This is a genomic window from Mesorhizobium sp. M0276, assembly GCF_040321755.1.
Taxonomy (GTDB): domain Bacteria; phylum Pseudomonadota; class Alphaproteobacteria; order Rhizobiales; family Rhizobiaceae; genus Mesorhizobium.
The window spans coordinates 41,868-60,784 of the sequence record NZ_JAMYSC010000007.1 but is presented as its reverse complement, the minus strand read 5'-3'; the positions used below and the strand labels follow the sequence as shown (position 1 = coordinate 60,784).

The 18,917-nt window shown below is 62.3% G+C and carries 17 protein-coding genes; 10 read left to right on the top strand and 7 right to left on the bottom strand.

Annotated elements, in window-relative coordinates:
* Entirely contained in the window at window positions 1-1,218 is a 1,218-nt protein-coding gene (locus NKJ01_RS07720) for a urate hydroxylase PuuD (protein ID WP_352727224.1), read from the bottom strand.
* Window positions 1,219-1,350: 132 nt separating this feature from the next.
* On the opposite strand from NKJ01_RS07720, the gene NKJ01_RS07715 reads away from it, so the two are divergent.
* From NKJ01_RS07715 to NKJ01_RS07705, 3 genes are all read left to right on the top strand, one after another.
* Window positions 1,351-2,271 (top strand): LysR family transcriptional regulator, encoded by a 921-nt coding sequence (locus NKJ01_RS07715; RefSeq protein ID WP_023761430.1) that lies wholly within the window; start codon window positions 1,351-1,353, stop codon window positions 2,269-2,271.
* A 90-nt stretch (window positions 2,272-2,361) separates the two neighbouring features.
* Window positions 2,362-3,357: an LLM class flavin-dependent oxidoreductase gene (locus tag NKJ01_RS07710; protein WP_352603270.1), complete on the top strand. Its 996-nt coding sequence runs from the start codon at window positions 2,362-2,364 to the stop codon at window positions 3,355-3,357.
* Window positions 3,354-4,613 carry an LLM class flavin-dependent oxidoreductase gene (locus NKJ01_RS07705; protein WP_352727222.1) on the top strand — a complete coding sequence of 420 codons (1,260 nt, stop codon included), beginning with the start codon at window positions 3,354-3,356 and terminating at the stop codon, window positions 4,611-4,613. Before NKJ01_RS07710 ends, NKJ01_RS07705 begins: the two co-directional genes overlap by 4 nt.
* 58 nt (window positions 4,614-4,671) lie before the next feature.
* Here the strand turns inward: NKJ01_RS07705 and xdhC are convergent, their stop codons facing one another.
* The 4 genes from xdhC to uraH form a co-directional block, all read right to left on the bottom strand.
* Window positions 4,672-5,550 carry a xanthine dehydrogenase accessory protein XdhC gene (xdhC, locus tag NKJ01_RS07700; RefSeq protein ID WP_352727351.1) on the bottom strand — a complete coding sequence of 293 codons (879 nt, stop codon included), beginning with the start codon at window positions 5,548-5,550 and terminating at the stop codon, window positions 4,672-4,674.
* 74 nt (window positions 5,551-5,624) lie between these two features.
* Window positions 5,625-7,970, bottom strand: a complete 2,346-nt coding sequence (gene xdhB / locus NKJ01_RS07695; RefSeq protein WP_352727220.1) for a xanthine dehydrogenase molybdopterin binding subunit — start codon at window positions 7,968-7,970, stop codon at window positions 5,625-5,627.
* Window positions 7,970-9,445 carry a xanthine dehydrogenase small subunit gene (xdhA, locus tag NKJ01_RS07690; protein WP_352727219.1) on the bottom strand — a complete coding sequence of 492 codons (1,476 nt, stop codon included), beginning with the start codon at window positions 9,443-9,445 and terminating at the stop codon, window positions 7,970-7,972. Before xdhA ends, xdhB begins: the two co-directional genes overlap by 1 nt.
* Before the next feature lie 3 nt (window positions 9,446-9,448).
* Entirely contained in the window at window positions 9,449-9,823 is a 375-nt protein-coding gene (gene uraH, locus NKJ01_RS07685) for a hydroxyisourate hydrolase (protein WP_352727217.1), read from the bottom strand.
* 204 nt (window positions 9,824-10,027) lie between these two features.
* Between uraH and puuE the strand changes: the two genes are divergently transcribed.
* From puuE to NKJ01_RS07665, 4 genes are all read left to right on the top strand, one after another.
* Complete coding sequence (gene puuE, locus NKJ01_RS07680) at window positions 10,028-11,446, top strand: allantoinase PuuE (protein ID WP_352727215.1); 1,419 nt, start codon at window positions 10,028-10,030, stop codon at window positions 11,444-11,446.
* A 10-nt stretch (window positions 11,447-11,456) separates the two neighbouring features.
* Entirely contained in the window at window positions 11,457-12,320 is an 864-nt protein-coding gene (locus tag NKJ01_RS07675; RefSeq protein ID WP_352727214.1) for a bifunctional allantoicase/(S)-ureidoglycine aminohydrolase, read from the top strand.
* Window positions 12,317-12,808 (top strand): ureidoglycolate lyase, encoded by a 492-nt coding sequence (locus NKJ01_RS07670; RefSeq protein ID WP_352727212.1) that lies wholly within the window; start codon window positions 12,317-12,319, stop codon window positions 12,806-12,808. Before NKJ01_RS07675 ends, NKJ01_RS07670 begins: the two co-directional genes overlap by 4 nt.
* A gap of 65 nt (window positions 12,809-12,873) precedes the next feature.
* Window positions 12,874-13,467: a nucleoside deaminase gene (locus NKJ01_RS07665; RefSeq protein WP_352727210.1), complete on the top strand. Its 594-nt coding sequence runs from the start codon at window positions 12,874-12,876 to the stop codon at window positions 13,465-13,467.
* Between the two features lie 9 nt (window positions 13,468-13,476).
* Here NKJ01_RS07665 and NKJ01_RS07660 read toward each other — a convergent pair whose 3' ends face one another.
* Entirely contained in the window at window positions 13,477-13,788 is a 312-nt protein-coding gene (locus NKJ01_RS07660) for a BrnA antitoxin family protein (RefSeq protein ID WP_352727208.1), read from the bottom strand.
* Window positions 13,775-14,029, bottom strand: coding sequence for a BrnT family toxin (locus NKJ01_RS07655; protein ID WP_023761419.1), 255 nt, complete (start codon window positions 14,027-14,029; stop codon window positions 13,775-13,777). The genes NKJ01_RS07660 and NKJ01_RS07655 overlap by 14 nt, the downstream gene beginning before the upstream one ends.
* Window positions 14,030-14,209: 180 nt before the next feature.
* Here NKJ01_RS07655 and NKJ01_RS07650 point away from each other — a divergent pair, with 180 nt between their 5' ends.
* The 3 genes from NKJ01_RS07650 (at window position 14,210) to NKJ01_RS07640 (ending at window position 18,912) form a co-directional block, all read left to right on the top strand.
* Window positions 14,210-16,195 carry a CocE/NonD family hydrolase gene (locus tag NKJ01_RS07650; RefSeq protein WP_352727206.1) on the top strand — a complete coding sequence of 662 codons (1,986 nt, stop codon included), beginning with the start codon at window positions 14,210-14,212 and terminating at the stop codon, window positions 16,193-16,195.
* A 154-nt stretch (window positions 16,196-16,349) separates the two neighbouring features.
* The gene (locus NKJ01_RS07645) at window positions 16,350-17,936 is read left to right on the top strand and encodes an ABC transporter substrate-binding protein (RefSeq protein ID WP_023761417.1); all 1,587 of its coding nucleotides are present in this window, start codon (window positions 16,350-16,352) and stop codon (window positions 17,934-17,936) included.
* A gap of 16 nt (window positions 17,937-17,952) precedes the next feature.
* Window positions 17,953-18,912 (top strand): ABC transporter permease, encoded by a 960-nt coding sequence (locus NKJ01_RS07640; RefSeq protein WP_352727204.1) that lies wholly within the window; start codon window positions 17,953-17,955, stop codon window positions 18,910-18,912.
* Window positions 18,913-18,917: the final 5 nt, after the last annotated feature.

Below are 18,917 nucleotides of genomic sequence, written 5' to 3'. Positions count from 1 at the left end.
CTATTTCCCTGCGCCTTCGAACCAGGCCACCAGCAGCGCGCGTTCCTTGTCGGTGATCTGGCTAACGTTGGCGGGCGGCATGGCGTGGCTGCGGCCGGCCTGGAGATAGATCTCACGGGCGTGGTTGGCGATATCCGCATCGTTATCCAGCATCACGCCCTTCGGCGCATGATAGATGCCCTCGTAGGCCGGCTCCGCCGCATGGCACATCGAGCAGCGGCCGAGCACGGTGTCGCGCACGGCCGGGAAATGCACCGAAGCGACATAGGCTTGCGCGGCGGCCGATTGCCTGGGTTCGCCGGTCAGCACCTTCGGCACGGTCGACAGCCAGATGATGATGATGAACAGGACAAGTGCTGCCATCCAGGTCCAGGTCGGGTTACCCTTGCGGGCGTGGACGCTGTTGAAATAGTGCCGGATCAAGACGCCGATGATGAACACCAGCGAGGCGATGATCCAGTTGAACTGCGTGCCGAACGCCAGGGGATAGTGGTTCGACAGCATCAGGAACAGCACCGGCAGCGTCAGATAATTGTTGTGGAGCGAGCGCTGCTTGGCGATCTTGCCGTATTTCGGGTCGGGCTTGCGGCCGGCGATCAGGTCGGCGACGACGATCTTCTGGTTGGGGATGATGACCATGAAGACATTGGCCGACATGATCGTGGCGGTGATGGCGCCCAGGTGCAGGAAGGCGGCGCGGCCGGTGAACAAATGCGTCAGCCCCCAGGCGATGAACACCAGCACGCAGTAAAGCACCAGCATCAGGCCGGTGTCGCTTTTTCCCAGCGGCGAGCGGCAGAGGAGATCATAGACCACCCAGCCGACACCGATCGTTGCCAGCGACAGCAAGATACCGACCGGCACGGACATCGGCAGCACGTTGGGATCGATCAGGAACAGATCGGCCCCGGCGTAGTAGACGACGCACAGCATGGCGAAGCCGGACAGCCAGGTGGCGTAGGATTCCCATTTGAACCAGGTCAGGTGCTCGGGCATCTCGGCCGGCGCCACAAGGTATTTCTGGATGTGGTAGAAGCCGCCGCCATGCACTTGCCATTCCTCGCCGAAGGCACCGACAGGCATGCCCGGCCGCTGGCGCAGGCCGAGATCGAGCGCGACGAAGTAGAACGACGAGCCGATCCAGGCGATGCCGGTGATGACATGCAGCCAGCGCACGGCGAAGCTCAGCCAGTCCCAGAAAATCGCGAAATCCATCATTGAAGTCGTCCCTGCCGATTGGGTGACTTTACGGGCTGGAGCGCTAACGGAAAGGGGCGAGGTGCACGATGACTTTCAAAAAAAAATGGAAAATACTAGGCTTATCGCTGCAAACCGGCGAAGGTGCTCCGCATGGCCTATCTCGACAACATCGCCGTCTTCGTCCGCGTCGTCGAACTCGGCAATCTGTCGGCCGCCGGGCGCGACATGCGCATTTCGCCGGCGGTGGCCTCCAACCGCATCAAGGAGTTGGAGAAGCATCTTGGGGTCCGGCTTTTCAACCGCACCACACGGCAATTGATGCCGACCGAACACGGCACGGTTTTTTATTCAGGTGCCAAGCAGGTGCTGGAGGCGATCACCGAGGCCGAAGCGGCTGTCTCGGCCCTTTCCGGCCAGCCCCGCGGTACCATCCGTGTCACGGCACCTTTGGGTCTCGGCCGCCGGCTGGTGGCTTCGGGCATACCCGATTTCCACGACAAATACCCTGATATCGAGGTGCGGCTCAGGCTTTCGGACCACAATGTCGACATCATGAAGGAGGGTATCGACGTCGCCTTCCGGCTCGGCATCATCGAGGATTCCAGCCTAAGAATGCGTGGCATCATGGAATGCGAGCGCGTGCTGGTGGCGGCGCCGAAATATCTAGAGGCGCGCGGCGAACCGTTGGAGCCGCAGGAACTGATCGGCAAGAAACATGACTGCCTGATGCTGCGCTACTCCGGCGCGCGCGAATATGTTTGGACGCTGCAGACACCCGCAGGCCCGCAGAAATTCGAAGTGCACGGGCCCTACGATACCGACGATGGCGACGTGCTGACCAGCTGGGCGCTGTCGGGGCGCGGCATCATCAACAAGCCGCGCTTCGAGGTCGAGCCGTTTATCCGCGACCAGCGCCTGAAAGTGATCCTGAGCAACACGCCGCCGACGCCGGTGCAGTTCGCAGCCGTTTATCCGCACAAGAAGCTGCAGGATCCGAAAGTGCGGCTGCTGCTCGACTTCATGGCCGAACGCTGCCAGCGGCTGATCAACGATCTCCTGGCCGGCAAGTGATGGCCTCGTGGCCCATCCGGGGCAGTTGCCCTGGGCGAAAGCCAGCCTAGGTTGGTAGCCGAATGGCTGCACGCTATCGCTGATAGCCAAATGGACAGCAGAATGCATCTCGCCGTTTCGCTCAACATCGCTTCCACCGCAGGGCAGACCGGCCCGACATTCAGTGAGATAGCCGGCTTCGTGCGAAAGGCCGAGGCGGCAGGTATCGACATGGTCGTTATCTCCGACTCATTGGCGAGCGGCGAGCCGTCCAGCAGTCCCTTCGAAGCGACGACGCTCATCGCCGCACTGGCGACAGTGACGAGCAGGATCGGCCTCGTTGCCGCAGCCTCGACAATTGCCCACCAGCCCTACAATCTGGCGCGCCGTTTTGCCTCGCTCGACATCATCAGCCATGGCCGCGCCGGCTGGAACGCGACCATGACGCAGGCGCCACGCGAGGCCGCCAATTTCAGCCGGCCCGAAGGCTTTTCCGGCGACGATTTTCGCCGTCGCACGCAGGAATATATCGGCATCGTTCAGGGCCTGTGGCAGGGCTGGGATGCGGACGCACTGCTGTTCGACCAAAGCGGAGGCCGCTTCCACGACCCCGAAAAGATGCACTTTCTTGACCATCAGGGCGAGTTCTTCTCCGTGCGCGGACCGCTGAACGTCGCACGGTCGCCGCAGGACACGCCGGTGCTTGTCTTGTCGGATCTGTCGGAGCCCGATCTGGATATTGTCGCTCGCGCCGCCGATGTGATCCTGCTGGGCGACGGACCGATCGAGAGTGCGAAAGCAAACTATGACGAACTGAGGCGCCGTGTTGCCGCCTGCGGACGCGACCCGGATGCCGTGAAGGTGCTGAGGAACGTCGCGTCTATCGCCGATAGTAAGCCGGCTGCCGTCACCGATAGCTTGGAAGAAGAATTCCGCACACCAAGCTGCGACGGGTTCAACATCCAAATGCCGGCACAGCTTTCCGCGCTCGACGATTTCTTCGGTCTGGTCTTGCCGGCTTTGCGGCGGCGCGGCCTTTTTCGACAGAGCTATCGCGGCGCAACCTTGCGCTCGCATCTCGGGCTTGCCGGCGGAGGTGGCCAATGACCGCTCGCCAGATGAAGCTCGGCGCCTTCCTATGGGCGACAGGGCACCACATCGCCGCCTGGCGCCACCCCAAGGCCCACGTGACCGCCGGAATCGACATCGACCATTACATCCAGCTGGCACGTACGGCGGAGGCGGCGAAATTCGACATGGTGTTCTGCGAGGACGCTGCCGGCCTGCGCGAAGCAAATATCGACATCGCCAGCCAAACGTCGCGCTCAATCGGTTTCGAGCCGATCAGCCTGCTTTCGGCGCTAGCCGCCCAGACCAGCCGCATCGGCCTCGTCTCGACCGCGTCGACCAGCTACAACGAGCCTTACGGGCTGGCGAGGGCCTTTCTGTCGCTCGACCATTTAAGTGGCGGTCGGGCCGGCTGGAACCTGGTCACCTCGGCCAGTCCCATCGAAGCAGCCAATTTCGGCTCGACGGGCCTCAAGCCCCATGCCGACCGCTACGAACGGGCGCGGGAGTTCGCCGAAGTGGTCGCCGGGCTTTGGCACGGCAAGCTCGATGAAGCTTCCAGTCATGCCAGCCAAAGCTTTTCGGTGCGGGATCCGCTCGACTTGCCGCGTTCGTCGCAGGGCGCGCCGGTCATGGTCCAGGCCGGCGCCTCTGAGGTCGGCCGCGACCTCGCCGCCCGCACCGCAGACGTGGTGTTCACGACCGCGCAGACGTTCGAGGAAGCGAAAGCCTTTTATGACGATCTCAAGGGACGCATGGCGGCCTATGAGCGTGAGCCGGGCGACATCAAGATCATGCCCGGCGTAGCGCCAGTGGTGGCGGAGACCGAGGCAGAGGCCCAGGAGAAATACGCGGAATTGCAGGAGCTGATCCCCGACGATGTCGGCGTGGCGCTGCTTTCCAGCTATCTCAGCATCTCCGATCTGTGGCGCTATCCGATCGAGGGGCCGCTGCCGGAATTACCGGAGAGCGAGGGGATGAAAAGCCGGCAAGCACTGGTGATCGAGCAGTCTCGCCGCGACAACCTTTCCATCCGCCAGCTTGCCCGCCATTTCGCCGGCGCCCGCGGCCATTGGCGCATTGTCGGCACAGCCGCCCAAATCGCCGACGAGCTGCAGGCGCGGTTCGAGGGCGGTGCGGCCGACGGCTTCAACGTCATGCCCTCGTATTTCCCCGGAGAGCTCGATGCCTTTGCGACGCTGGTCGTGCCGGAACTGCAGCGGCGCGGCCTGTTCCGCATCGACTATGAGGGTCGCACACTGCGCGACCATCTGGGGCTGAAACGACCCCGTTGAGATGCGTCGAGCAAACGGATTTTCGGGCGATTGAAACCGAATATCTGTCCGGCAAAACTTAGCCGGCTATCGCCTTCTCGTGCGGGACTTGTTGACCAGCATTCGGCGCCGCGGCGTGCATGACCAGCGCCGTCATGATCTCGGCCGCCGCAAGCGCCGCGATGACTTGCGGCCGCTTGTCCTTGACGGCGTCGCCGCCGATCGGCGAAATGAGGCGGGCAAATTCCGCCTCGCTGCCATCCGCCGATTTCAGGAACCAGTTCTTGAACGTCGCTTTCTTGGTCTTCGACCCGATCATGCCGACATAGGCGGCGTCGCCGCGTTTCAGCGCTTCGGCCACGATCAGGAAATCCAGCGCGTGGTCGTGGGTGAGGATGGCGAAGGCGGCCCCCGCAGGAGCATCGCGCACCATAGCTTCCGGTATCGGCGTCAGCCGGGTCTCGACGGTTTCCGGCATGCCTTCCAGCGCCTCGGCCCGCGTCTCGATGACGACGCCATACACGGGAAGAAGTGCGATCGTCGACGCCAGCGCCTGGCCGACATGGCCGCCGCCGAAGATATAGACATGCGGCAGCTGTGCCTCCTCGGCTTCCGCAGCCGCGACCAATTCGGCGGCGAGCGCCGCATCCACCAGCCGGATCAGCACTTCGACCCGCCCGCCGCAGCATTGGCCGATCTCGGGGCCTAGCGGGACGTCGAGGGTCGCGGCGCGGCGTCTCTCCCCCCTTGAGGGGGAGAAAAGCATCTGCCTGGCTTTGTCGATGGCCATGTATTCGAGCTGACCGCCGCCGATCGTGCCCAGGATTGCCGATTGCGAGACGAGCATGAGCGCGCCCTTCTCGCGTGGCGTCGACCCTTTCGTGCCGGCGACCTCGACCAAAGCGATGCGGCCTTGACCAGCAAGGAAGTCTTTGAGGCTTTGCACTTTCGAATTCATCATTCGCGTTCCCGTGCGGGAAACATAGGGTTTTTCGGCCTGAATTGCACGCATTGCCGGCCCTGGCGCCAGAATCAGGCCTTCGCCGCGGACTTCAACCGCTCGATCGCCATTAGAACCCGCTCCGGGGTCGCCGGCGCGTCGAGGCGCGGACAGATCCTGTTGTCGGCGACGCTCGCCACCGCATCCGACAGGGCGTGCAGCACCGACATGCCGAGCGGGAACGGCGGCTCGCCGACCGCCTTGGAGCGGTGGATGGTCGGCTCACCCGCTTCCGGCCAGTCGGCCAGGGTGACGTTGAAAATCTTCGGCCGATCGGAGGCGAGCGGAATCTTGTAGGTCGACGGCGCATGGGTGCGCAGCCGGCCTTTGTCGTCCCACCACAGTTCTTCCGTCGTCAGCCAGCCCATGCCCTGGATGAAGCCGCCCTCGATCTGGCCGATGTCGATGGCCCGGTTCAGCGACCGGCCACAGTCATGCAGAATGTCGGTGCGCTCGACCACGTATTCACCGGTCAGCGTGTCGACCGAGACCTCCGAGCACGAGGCGCCATAGGCGAAGTAGTAAAAGGGGCGGCCCTCGCCCTTGTCGCGGTTCCAGTGGATTTTCGGCGTCTTGTAGAACCCCGCCGCCGAAAGCTGGATGCGCGCCATATAGGCCTGCTTGACGAGGTCGGCGAAGGCGATCTCCTGGTTGCCGACGCGCACCCGGTTGGGCAGGAACAGCACCTGGTCGCGCGGTACCTGATATTTTTCGGCGGCGAAATCGGTCAGCCGATCCTTGATCTGGCGAGCGCCATTCCGCGCCGCCATGCCGTTGAGGTCGGAACCAGACGACGCCGCCGTGGCCGAGGTGTTCGGCACCTTGCCGGTCGTCGTCGCGGTGATCTTTACCTGGTCGAGGTCGATCTGGAACTCTTCCGCCACCACTTGCGCCACTTTGACGTAGAGGCCCTGCCCCATCTCAGTGCCGCCATGGTTCAGATGCACCGAACCGTCGGTGTAGACATGCACCAGCGCGCCAGCCTGATTGTAGTGGGTGGCAGTGAAGGAAATGCCGAACTTGACCGGCGTCAACGCCAGGCCGCGTTTGATGAAGCGGCTATTGGCGTTGAAGGCCGATATTTCGCGCCGCCGCCGCGCATAGCTGGCGCTCTCCTCCAGTTCGGCGACGATGCGCTGGATGATGTTGTCCTCGACCGTCTGGTGGTAGGGCGTGACGTTGCGGTCTGATGTGCCGTAGAAATTCTTCTTGCGGATTTCGAGCGGGTCCTTACCGACGGCAAAAGCCACCTCGTCGATGACGCGCTCGGCGCCAACCATGCCTTGCGGGCCGCCGAAACCACGGAAGGCAGTGTTCGACACGGTGTTGGTGTAGAGCGGCGCCGACTGCGCATGCACCGCCGGCCAGAAATAGGTGTTGTCGCAGTGGAACAGCGCGCGATCGGTCACCGGGCCGGAAAGGTCCGACGAAAAGCCGCAACGCGCCGCGAACATGAAATCGACACCGAGGATGTTGCCCTCATTGTCGAAGCCGACCTCATAGTCGACCAGGAAATCGTGACGCTTGCCGGTGGCGATCATGTCGTCGTCGCGGTCGGGCCGGATCTTCACGGCGCGATGGTGCTTCTTCGCGGCTATCGCGGCCAATGCCGCAAACTGGTTGCCTTGCGTCTCCTTGCCGCCGAAGCCGCCGCCCATGCGGCGGATTTCCACCGTGACGGCGTTGCTCGGCACACCGAGCGCGTGGCTGACCATGTGCTGGATTTCGCTCGGATGCTGGGTCGAAGAATAGATGGTGACGTCCTGGTCCTCGCCGGGAATGGCCATCGCAATGTGGCCTTCGAGATAGAAATGCTCCTGGCCGCCGATGCGCATCTGCCCTTTGAGCCGGCGCGGCGCCTTTTCGATCGCTTTAGCGGCATCGCCGCGCTTCAGGGTCAGCGGCGGCGTGACGAGCTTGTCCTTCTTCGGATCGAGCGCGCCGATGTCGGTGACGAAAGGCAGCTCCTTGTATTCGACCTTGGCCAACCTGGTGGCGCGGCGCGCCTGCTCGCGCGTTTCGGCGATGACGCAGAAGATCGGTTGGCCGTAGAATTGCACCTTGCCATCGGCCAGCACCGGCTCGTCGTGGCGGCCGGTCGGCGAGATGTCGTTTTCGCCCGGCACATCCTTGGCCGTCAGCACGTCGACAACGCCGGGCGCCGCACGCACCGCCGAGAGATCCATGCTGGTGATGGTGGCATGTGTTGCAGCCGAAAGCCCCAGGCAACCATGCAGCGTACCGGCTGGTTCCGGCATGTCGTCAATGTAGACGGCGGTGCCGGCGACATGCTTGTGCGCGGAATCATGGCGCTGATCGGTGGCGACGCCACCGGCAATCTTTTCAGCCCTAGGGTTGGGCGCTGCGTGCTTGTTCATCATGCCGCCTCGTGCCTCGAAACCTGGACCGGCGCCTTGGTGCCGCTCGTCTCTGCAAAGAAGCGCAACAGCAGGTTCTTCGCCGCCAGCGCCCGGTATTCTGCGCTCGCCCGCATGTCGGTCAGCGGCGTGAAATCCTCGGCATATCCGGCCATCGCCACTTCCACCGTCTGCTCGGTCCACGGCTTGCCAAGCAGTGCTTTTTCCACAGAAGACGCACGCTTCGGCGTCGCCGCCATGCCGCCATAGGCGATGCGCACATCCGCGACCGTGCCATCCCCGGCCAGCGTCAGGAAGAAAGCGCCGAGGGCTGCCGTGATGTCCTCGTCGCGGCGCTTGGTGATCTTGTGGACGGCGAATTTTGTGCCCTTGGCAGGAACCGGCACATGCACGGCCTCGACGAACTCGCCCGGCTGCCGGTCCTGCTTGCCATAGGAAATGAAGAAGGCTTCCAGCGGGATCGTGCGCCGCTTGTTGCCCTTGCGCAGCGTCAGCCGCGCGCCGAGAGCAATCAAGGGCGGTGGTGTGTCGCCGATCGGCGAGCCGTTGGCGATGTTGCCGCCGATAGTGCCCATGTTGCGCACCTGATCGCCACCGATGCGATCGAACAGCGGCCCCAGCGCAGGGATGCGTCTGGCGAGCGTCGAGAATGCTTCGGTGTAGGTGACGCCGGCACCGATCGAAATGACGCCATTGTCTTCCGAGATTGTGCAAAGCCCGTCGAGATTGCCGATGAAAATGGCCGGCGAAATTTCGCGCATGTGCTTGGTCACCCACAGGCCGACATCGGTCGAGCCGGCAACAATGGTGGCGCCGGGCTCCTCGTCTAGCACAGCGGCGAAATCGTCGACATTGGCCGGCACGACAAGCCGTGCCTTGCCGGCGCCGATCTCGACCCTCGCACCGTCGTGCATGGCCTCCAGCCTTGCGGTGATCGCCTTGCGCTCGGCAGCCAGCGGGTCCTTCGCCACCTTGCCGTAGCTGGAGATGGCATGCGCCGCGCGCATGATCGCCTCGTAGCCGGTGCAACGGCAGAGGTTGCCCTGCAACGCCTTTTCGATTGCCGCGTTCGACGGATCTGATGATCTCATCCACAGGCCATAGAGCGACATGACGAAACCCGGCGTGCAGAAGCCGCATTGCGAGCCGTGGAAATCGACCATCGCCTGCTGGACCGGGTGCAACTGCCCTGGTGACCCACGCAAATGCTCGACGGTCACGACATGGGTGCCGTCCAGCGAGCCGAGGAAGCGTATGCAGGCATTGACGGTTTCGTAGACCAATCCGCCAGCCGATAGTTTCCCTACCAACACCGTGCAGGCCCCACAATCGCCTTCGGCGCAGCCTTCCTTGGTGCCGCGCAGCGAGCGGTCGAGCCGCAGCCAGTCGAGCAAGATCGCATCGGACGCCACCGTCGAAAGCACGACATCCCTGCCATTGAGGATGAAGCGTATTTCGTTTCGGATATTGACCATGCCTCAGCTCCCTCTGTAGGTCGAATAACCATAGGGCGAGACGAGCAGCGGTACATGGTAGTGCACCGGCTCGGCCATGCCGAAGCGGATCGGGATCACATCGAGAAAGGCGGGCTTCGGCATGCTCAGTCCCTGCTGGCGCAAATAGTCGCCCGCGGCAAAGACCAGTTCGTATTCGCCGGTGCGAAACTCCGCGCCGGCAAGCAGGGGGGCGTCGCAACGGCCGTCAGCATTGGTGATGACAGTCTTCAAATGTGTCCGTGTTTCGCCATGGAGATGGTAGAGCGCGATCGACAGTCCCGCCGCCGGCTTGCCGGTCGCCGTGTCGAGGACATGGGTCGTCAGACGCCCGCCATCGGCTTTCGACGTTTCTGCCATTGGCCGCCTCCCATTTCCGGTACGAGCGAATTTGGCCCGGTACGATCAAGTATCAACAGTGAATTGTGCGCCAATTAAAGGCGATGCATAAGTCCCGGTCGAGCGGAGTGCGACAAAAACACTTTCAAAAATTTTCGGGGGAATGCCTAGGCAGCCCTTTCGATATTCTCACCAAACTTCGGGCCATGCCCGGCAGGAGGGACGATGCGATACACCAGAGACATGCGCGGCTACGGAGCCAATCCGCCGGATCCGAAATGGCCTGATGGTGCGCATGTCGCCGTGCAGTTCGTCGTCAACTACGAAGAGGGTGGCGAGAACTGCTTGCTGCATGGCGACAAGGCGTCGGAAGCCTTTCTGTCGGAAATCGTCGGCGCGGCGCCCTGGGTGGGCCAGCGTCACTGGAACATGGAATCAATCTACGAATATGGCGCTCGCGCCGGCTTCTGGCGGCTGATCCGACTGTTCACGGAGGCTGAGGTACCGATCACCTGCTACGGGGTCGCCACCGCGCTCGCCCGTTCGCCCGACCAGGTCACGGCCATGCAGGAAGCCGGCTGGGAAATCGCCTCGCACGGACTGAAATGGATCGACTACCGCGACCATAGCGCCGAAGATGAGCGTCGCGACCTCGAAGCAGCGATCCGCCTGCACTATGAGGTGACCGGGCAGCGACCGACTGGCTGGTACACGGGCCGCACATCGGTCAACACGGTGCGGATTGTGGCGGAAGAGGGTGGCTTCGACTACGTGTCGGACACCTATGACGACGAATTGCCCTACTGGTTCGAGCACGCAGGCGGCACGCAGCTCATCATCCCCTATACGCTCGACGCCAACGATATGCGCTTCGCGACGCCGCAAGGATTCAATTCGGGCGACCAGTTCTTTGCCTATCTCAAGGACAGTTTCGACACGCTCTACGCTGAAGGCAAGGCCGGCCGGCCGCGCATGATGAACATCGGCCTGCATTGCCGCCTCGTCGGCCGTCCGGGTCGCATCGCGGCTCTGAAGCGCTTCGTCGATTATGTCAAATCGCATGACAAGGTCTGGCTGGCGCGGCGCATCGATATCGCCAGGCACTGGCAGGAGAACCATCCCTACAAGCCGGCGGTACTCAGGCCATCCAAGATGGAATTCGAGACCTTCGTCCATACGTTCGGTGGCGTGTTCGAGCATTCGCCCTGGATCGCAGAACGCGCCCATGAACTGGAACTGGGCCCGGCGCATGACTCCGCCGGCGGCCTGCACAATGCGCTCTGCCGTATCTTCCGCTCCGCCAGCGAGACCGAGCGGCTTTCCGTGCTCAATGCCCATCCCGACCTTGCCGGCAAGCTGGCCAAGGCCAAGCGGCTGACGGCGGAGTCGACCAGGGAACAGGCCTCTGCAGGGCTGGACGCGTTGACGGACAAGGAGCGCGAGCTGTTCTCCAAGCTCAACGCCGCTTACGTCACCACCTTCGGCTTCCCCTTCATCATCGCGGTGAAGGGCAAGACCAAGGAGGAAATCCTCGCCGAATTCGAGACGCGCATCGGCAACAGCCGCGGCGTCGAATTCGAGACCGCCTACAAACAGGTCGAGCGCATCGCGCTGCTCCGCCTCAAGGACATGCTTCCGCAATAGGTTTGAACCCATGGATACGATCAGGATGCCCGAGCGAACCTATTACGCACCGCATGGCGGCCACCCCGGCCAGAGCGAGCTTTTGACGGGCCGCGCCGTCTTCACCGAGGCCTATGCCGTCATCCCCAGGGGCGTGATGCAGGACATCGTCACCAGCGCTTTGCCGTTCTGGGACCAGACCCGCGTCTGGATCTTGTCGCGACCGCTGTCCGGTTTTGCCGAGACGTTCTCGCAGTACATTGTCGAGGTCGCGCCCGGCGGCGGCAGCGACCGGCCGGAACCCGATGCCGGTGCTGAAGGTGCCCTGTTCGTGGTCGAGGGCGAATTGACGGTTCTGCTTGCCGGCAAGAAGCACGTGTTGCGGCCCGGTGGATTTGCCTTCCTGCCGCCGGCCAGCGGCTGGACGGTTCGCAACGAAAGCAAGGCCGATGTCCGCTTCCATTGGATTCGCAAGGCCTACGAGGTGGTCGACGGTCTCGGTGCGCCCGAAGCCTTCTTCACCAACGAGCAGGAGATCGCGCCAACACCGATGCCCGGCACCGAGGGCCGCTGGGCGACGACACGTTTCGTCGATCCGGCCGATTTGCGCCACGACATGCACATGACCATCGTGACGCTGGAGCCTGGCGCGGTCATTCCCTTCGCCGAGACCCATGTCATGGAGCACGGTCTCTATGTGCTGGAAGGCAAGGCGGTCTATCGCCTCAATCAGGATTGGGTCGAGGTCGAGGCCGGTGACTATATGTGGCTGCGCGCCTTCTGCCCGCAGGCCTGCTATGCCGGCGGTCCAGGCAGATTCCGCTATCTGCTCTACAAGGACGTCAACCGCCATGCCAAGCTCGGCGGGGCTGATATTGGCGGTCGCGCGCGGTGACCCGTATCGTCGCGCAGCCGCTGACCCGCGAGAACTTTGCCCCATTTGGCGACGTCATCGACATGGGCGGCGACAACCATTACCCGATCAATGGCGGCAGGGCCGAGCGCTACCACGATCTCGCTACCGCCGAGGCGACCGGGCCGAACGCCCGCGTGCTGATCTCAATGGTGCGCGGCACGCCCTATGAACTGCCTCTGAAGCTGACGATGGTCGAGCGCCACCCGTTCGGCAGCCAGGCTTTCATTCCTTTGTCGCCACGCCCGTTCCTGGTCGTTGTCTGTCATGACGGGGATGAGGGACCGAAAGAGCCGCATGCCTTTATCACTGCCCCCGGACAAGGGATCAATTACCGGCGCAATCTCTGGCATGGCGTGCTGACGCCACTCGGCGAGGCGCAGGATTTCCTGATCGTCGACCGGGGTGGCGACGGCCCCAATCTCGAGGAATTCCATTTCTCGCACGCCTACGAGATTCATCTCCCTTGATTTTGTGCATCTCGCTACCCCAAACCGGGGGCACCTTTGGGCGATGTGCAGCAGGAGACCCCGTAATGACCGATATTTCGCTGATCGACCGCCTGCTCGACGTCATCGAGCACGACATCGTGCCGAAGACGGCCGAAGGTGTCGCCCATGGCAACAAGCTGTTCGGCGCGGCAATCCTGAGGAAGGACGACCGTTCGCTGGTGCTGGCCGAAACCAACAACGAAATGGAAAACCCGCTCTGGCATGGCGAGGTGCATTGCCTGAAGCGCTTCTACGAAATGCCGAAGGCAGAGCGCGTCGACACCAAGGACGCCATCTTCATCGCCACGCACGAGCCGTGCTCGCTGTGCCTTTCGGCGATCACCTGGACCGGTTTCGACAATTTCTACTACCTCTTTTCACACGAGGATTCGCGCGACAGCTTCGCCATCCCGCATGATTTGAAGATCCTGAAAGAGGTCTTCACCCTCGATCCCGGCGGCTACAATGCAGAGAACGCCTATTGGAAGAGCTTTTCCATTCGTCGCCTGGTGCGGTCTCTGCCCGGAGCCGAACGCCAGCGGCTGGAAACACGCATCGACAAAATCTCGGCCCGTTATGACGAGTTGTCAGGCGCCTATCAGGCGAACAAGGATGAGAACGACATTCCGCTGAATTGACGCGGATGCCTAGCCAACTTTCGCTTTCTTCAGCACTTCATTTATCCTGGCTTGCCAACCCTTGCCGGTGGCCTTGAATTTTCTGACGACATCCTGATCCAGGCGGATGGACACAACTTGCTTCGGCTTCTCCACGGTCGGCCGGCCACGAGAACGCCTTATGCTCTCGAAAAGTTCTGGAAACACTTCCGCGAAAGGCTTGGCTTGCGCCACCTCTTCGTCGGTCGCCTCCGCATCATCGGGATCAGCGGCAATTTGTCTTTGAATTTCCGCTTCCTCCTCATTGGTAAGCGCTCGAACATGCGATTTAGGATTGCTCATATACTGACCTTTCCTTTCGGCTGGCACGACGCATCGAGATTACCGAAATCGCTTCGGAACCAAGCGGCTTAAAGATCACGGCGAGAATGATCTCTCCGAATTCGCCAATCGCTTTGAGTCGGCCGGCCTTGGCCGGGAGGACGGTTGAAGTCGCAAAAAACTCGATATCGAGTTCGGCAAAGTCCAGACCTCGGCTTTCGAGGTTCGTCACGCGCTTTGGCTCATCCCAAACGATCTTCAGTCGAGATTGTCCTCAATGCATCAAGCCTAAGCGAATAAAAGTAATACATAAATTAGTGAGATAACGCAAGATGGAAAGTCGAACGGTCCCGTCAAACGTCGTGTCGGCGACACGGGCCGTCGCCCGTTTGACTTCGTGACGTACGCGTTTCATGCGTCAGTGACATCCTGGAGAGCTCGCATGAAAACCGTCACCGAATTTCCCCGCAAGGTCGTCGAATTCCCGGATATGACCATCGTCATGCCTGATGGCTGCCGGCTGTCGGCGCGGGTGTGGATGCCGGATGATGCCGGCGACGATCCGGTGCCGGCGATCCTCGAGCACCTGCCCTACCGCAAGCGCGACGGCACCATCTTTCGCGATCAGCTGACGCATCCCTATTTCGCCGGCCACGGCTATGCCTCGATCCGCGTCGACATGCGCGGCAATGGCGATTCCGAAGGGCTGATGGACGACGAGTATTCCGAGCAGGAATTGCAGGATGCATGCGATGTCATTGCCTGGGCTGCAAGCCAACCCTGGTGCAACGGCAATGTCGGCATGATGGGCATTTCCTGGGGCGGCTTCAACTGCCTGCAGGTCGCGGCCAAGCAGCCGCCGGCACTGAAGGCGGTGATCAGCCTGTGCTCGACCGTCGATCGCTATGCCGACGACATCCATTACAAGGGCGGCTGCCTTTTGATCGAGAATTTCGGCTGGGCTTCGACCATGCTCTCCTATTCATCACGGCCGCCGGATCCGCTGCTGGCCGGCGACAACAGGTGGCGGAACCTGTGGCTGACCCGGCTGGAGAACCAGCCCTTCCTGGCGCCGCTGTGGCTGAAGCACCAGCACCGCGACGCCTACTGGAAGCGCGGCTCGATCTGCGAGGATTTTTCCGCCGTCAAGGCCGCGGTGCTGTCGATCGGCGGCTGGCATGACGGCTACCGCAACACGGTTTCGCATCTGGCCAGCAACATCGAAGCGCCGGTCAAGGGCATCATCGGGCCGTGGATCCACAAATACCCGCACTACGCCGGGCCCAAGCCCGCCATCGGCTTCCTGCAGGAGGCGTTGCGCTGGTGGGACCGCTGGCTGAAGGATATCGACACAGGCGTCGAGGCCGATCCCGCCTACCGCGCCTATGTCATGGACAGCGTGCGTCCGGCACGCTGGCATCCAGAGCGGCCGGGCCGCTGGATTGCGGAACAGCGATGGCCGTCGTCCAACATCAAGACGCAATCGATCGAGCTTATCGCCGAGGGCGGCAACCCCGCGATCGTCGCCTCGCCGCAAAGCTGCGGCCTGGCCGGCGGCGAGTATTTTCCGTTCACCTTCGGCCCGGAACTACCGGGCGACCAGCGCCCCGACGATGCGCTGTCGGTGTGCTTCGACCAGCCGTTGCTCACCGAAGCGATCGATATTGTCGGCGCGCCGGAAGTCCTGATCCGGGTGGCGTCCGACCGGCGCCGGGCCAACGTCGCGGTCCGGCTTTGCGACGTGCATCCCGACGGTGCCTCCGAGCTGATCTCTTATGGCGTACTCAACCTGGCGCATCGCAATTCGCATGAATTCCCGGAAGCGCTGGTGCCGGGTGAAACGGTGTCGGCGTGCGTCGTGCTCGATCAATGCGCCTACCGCGTGCCGGCCGGCCACCGCCTGCGTGTTGCCGTTTCGAACACCTATTGGCCGATAATCTGGCCGTCGCCGGAGCCGGTCCAACTCTCCTTGTCGACCGCGACGCTGTCGCTGCCGCTGCGGCCGCTGGCGACGGGCGACGAAGTGACGTTCGCCGAGCCAGAAGGCGCCTCTCCCTGGAAGACAGAAACGATCCGCGCCACCAATTCCGAGCGCCACGTCGATCGCGACGAGAAGACCGGAATTGTCACCCTTTCCATCGTTGATGATTTCGGCGAGGTGCGCGATCTCGATCACGGCCTTGCCAATGGCAGCATCGCCCGCGAGACCTGGACGATCCATCCCGACGATCCGCTGTCGGCCTCGGGGAAAACGCATTGGACGCAGACCCTGTCGCGAAAAGAATGGTCCGTGCGCACCGAAACGTCTGCCGAAATGCGATCGGACACGCAAAACTTCATCATCAACGCCAGAATCGAGGCCTATGAGGGCGAAAAGCTCGTTTTCGAGCGCAATTTCGACGAGAAGATACCGCGCGCGCTTGTTTGAACGCCGATTTCGTTGATCCAATTGCGACGTACGATTTACGCCACGGCATGTCGCATTCGGTCTTGCTTACCGCTTTCCCTTGCGGTCATTATTCTCCTCACAAGAAACAAGAAAAACGACCGCAGAGTCGAACCAACAGAGTGAGGAACTCAAAATGTCGAATGAACTGGAATACCTTAGCCGGCGCGTTGCGTCGGGCAAACTGAGCCGCCGTGATTTTCTCGGCCGGGCGGCAGCGCTTGGCGTCACCGCCCCCTTCGCCAACTCGCTGCTTTCAAGTGCGGCGCGCGCGGCGGGCCCGGTCAAGGGTGGCACGCTGAAGGCAGGCTTGGTCGGCGGCGAATCCACCAACAGCCTCGATCCGGCGCTGATGATGACGCAGGTGCCGTTCGCCTTCGGCAAGTGCTGGGGCGAAATGATCGTCGAGCTGTCGCCGGAAGGCAAGCTCGAGAACCGTATCGCCGAGGAGATCGGCTCCTCGGACGACGCCAAGGTATGGACGCTGAAGATCCGCGACGGCGTCGAGTTCCACAATGGCAAGACGGTGACCGCCGAGGACGTCGCGGCCACGCTGGAGCGCCATTCGGACGAGAAGTCGAAATCCGGTGCGCTCGGCTACATGAAGGGCATCGAGACCATCAAGGCCAGCGGCAAGGAAGTGGTGCTGACGCTGAAGGAGGCCAACGCCGACCTGCCCTATCTGCTCAGCGACTATCACCTGATCGTCCAGCCGAACGGCGGCAAGGATAAGCCCGATGCCGGTATTTCGGCCGGCCCATACGTGGTCAAGACCAACGAGCCTGGCGTGCGCCATGGCGGCGAGCGCTTTGCCAACTATTGGCAAGGCGACAAGATGGGCCATGCCGACCAGATAGAAGTCATCGTTATCAACGATGCGACGGCGCGCACCGCGGCCCTGCAGGGCGGCCAGGTCAACATGATCAACCGCGTCGAGCCGAAGATCGTCGACCTGATCAAGCGTCTGCCGGGCGTCACCATCCGCAATCACGCCGGTCCCGGCCACTACGTCTTCATCATGCATTGCAACACGGCGCCGTTCGACAACAACGATCTGCGCATGGCGCTGAAGCTGGCGATAGACCGCGAGGAGATGCTGAACAAAGTGCTGCGCGGCTACGGCTCGCTGGGCAACGACTTCCCGATCAATTCATCCTATCCGCTGTTCACCGAGATCGAGCAGCGCAAGTACGACCCCGACAAGGCCAAGTTCCATTACAAGAAGTCGGGCCATGACGGCACCGTGTTGCTGAGGACCTCCGACGTCGCCTTCCCGGGCGCCGTCGACGCCTCCCAGCTCTTCCAGCAGAGCGCGGCCAAGGCCGGCATCAAGATCGAGCTCAAGCGCGAGCCCGGTGACGGCTACTGGAACGAGGTCTGGAACAAGCAGCCCTTCTGCGCTTCCTACTGGGGCGGCCGCTCGACGCAGGACCAGATGTATTCGACCGCCTATCTGTCGACCGCCGACTGGAACGACACGCGTTTCCTGCGCCCCGATTTCGACAAGCTGGTGCTGGCGGCTCGCGCCGAGCTCGATGAGGCCAAGCGCAAGCAGATGTACCACGATATGGCTGTCATGGTGCGCGACGAAGGCGGCCTGATCTTGCCGATGTTCAACCAGTTCATCGACGCGACCGGAGCCAAGGTCGATGGCTGGATCGACGATCCGCATCAGGAACTGATGAACGGTTACGCTTTGGCGAAGTGCTGGCTGCAGGCCTGAGCCCGGCTTTGCGGATATGTCTTCACCCATCCTGAAACTGATTGCCCAGCGCGTTGCGCTGGGCATTCTCCTCTTGTTGGCCGTTTCGGTCCTGATCTTCGCCGGCACGCAGATTCTGCCCGGCGATGTCGCGCAAGCCATTCTCGGGCAGTCGGCGACGCCGGAGTCGCTAGCCAATCTGCGTGAGCAGCTCGGGCTGAACGAGCCGGCCTATATCAGGTATTTCCACTGGCTCGGCGGAGTGATGACGGGCGACCTGGGTACGGCCATGTCGAGCGGCCAAGACATCGCGACATCTATCAAGGGCCGGCTTTGGAACACGCTGTTCCTAGCCTTCTGGGCGGCGATTGTCGCCGTACCGCTGGCGATCATCCTCGGCCTTATCGCGGTCCGCTACCGCAATGGCTGGGTCGACAAGCTGATCTCCGGATTGGCGCTCGCCTCGACCTCCTTCCCTGAATTCTTCATCGGCTATGTGCTCGTCTACTTCTTCGCGGTGAAGTGGCAGATCTTCCCCGGCATCTCGACTGTCTATGACGGCATGCCCTTCGGGGAACGGATGCAAGCGATCACGCTGCCGGCGACGGCGTTGACGCTGGTCGTGCTCGCCCACATGATGCGTATGACGCGCGCGGCGATCCTCAACGTCATGCAGTCGGCCTATGTCGAAACGGCGGAACTGAAGGGCCTGTCAGCGTTCAACGTTATCCGCAAGCACGCCTTCCCGAATGCCATCGCGCCGATCATCAACGTCGTCATGCTCAACCTCGCCTACCTGATCGTCGGCGTCGTCGTTGTCGAGGTGATCTTCGTTTATCCGGGCATGGGGCAATATCTCGTCGACCACGTCACCAAACGCGACGTTCCGGTGGTGCAGGCGGTCGGGCTGATCTTCGCCGCTGTCTACATAAGCCTGAACATCATTGCGGACATAGCGGCGATCGTCGCCAATCCGCGTCTCCGGCATCCGAAATAGGGGGC

What these genes read in the sequence shown, in the direction of transcription:
- NKJ01_RS07720 (WP_352727224.1), bottom strand. Translation starts at nt 1,218, where the DNA reads ATGATGGATTTCGCGATTTTCTGGGACTGGCTGAGCTTCGCCGTGCGC.
- NKJ01_RS07715 (WP_023761430.1), top strand. Translation starts at nt 1,351, where the DNA reads ATGGCCTATCTCGACAACATCGCCGTCTTCGTCCGCGTCGTCGAACTC.
- NKJ01_RS07710 (WP_352603270.1), top strand. Translation starts at nt 2,362, where the DNA reads ATGGACAGCAGAATGCATCTCGCCGTTTCGCTCAACATCGCTTCCACC.
- NKJ01_RS07705 (WP_352727222.1), top strand. Translation starts at nt 3,354, where the DNA reads ATGACCGCTCGCCAGATGAAGCTCGGCGCCTTCCTATGGGCGACAGGG.
- xdhC (WP_352727351.1), bottom strand. Translation starts at nt 5,550, where the DNA reads ATGAATTCGAAAGTGCAAAGCCTCAAAGACTTCCTTGCTGGTCAAGGC.
- xdhB (WP_352727220.1), bottom strand. Translation starts at nt 7,970, where the DNA reads ATGAACAAGCACGCAGCGCCCAACCCTAGGGCTGAAAAGATTGCCGGT.
- xdhA (WP_352727219.1), bottom strand. Translation starts at nt 9,445, where the DNA reads ATGGTCAATATCCGAAACGAAATACGCTTCATCCTCAATGGCAGGGAT.
- uraH (WP_352727217.1), bottom strand. Translation starts at nt 9,823, where the DNA reads ATGGCAGAAACGTCGAAAGCCGATGGCGGGCGTCTGACGACCCATGTC.
- puuE (WP_352727215.1), top strand. Translation starts at nt 10,028, where the DNA reads ATGCGATACACCAGAGACATGCGCGGCTACGGAGCCAATCCGCCGGAT.
- NKJ01_RS07675 (WP_352727214.1), top strand. Translation starts at nt 11,457, where the DNA reads ATGGATACGATCAGGATGCCCGAGCGAACCTATTACGCACCGCATGGC.
- NKJ01_RS07665 (WP_352727210.1), top strand. Translation starts at nt 12,874, where the DNA reads ATGACCGATATTTCGCTGATCGACCGCCTGCTCGACGTCATCGAGCAC.
- NKJ01_RS07660 (WP_352727208.1), bottom strand. Translation starts at nt 13,788, where the DNA reads ATGAGCAATCCTAAATCGCATGTTCGAGCGCTTACCAATGAGGAGGAA.
- NKJ01_RS07650 (WP_352727206.1), top strand. Translation starts at nt 14,210, where the DNA reads ATGAAAACCGTCACCGAATTTCCCCGCAAGGTCGTCGAATTCCCGGAT.
- NKJ01_RS07645 (WP_023761417.1), top strand. Translation starts at nt 16,350, where the DNA reads ATGTCGAATGAACTGGAATACCTTAGCCGGCGCGTTGCGTCGGGCAAA.
- NKJ01_RS07640 (WP_352727204.1), top strand. Translation starts at nt 17,953, where the DNA reads ATGTCTTCACCCATCCTGAAACTGATTGCCCAGCGCGTTGCGCTGGGC.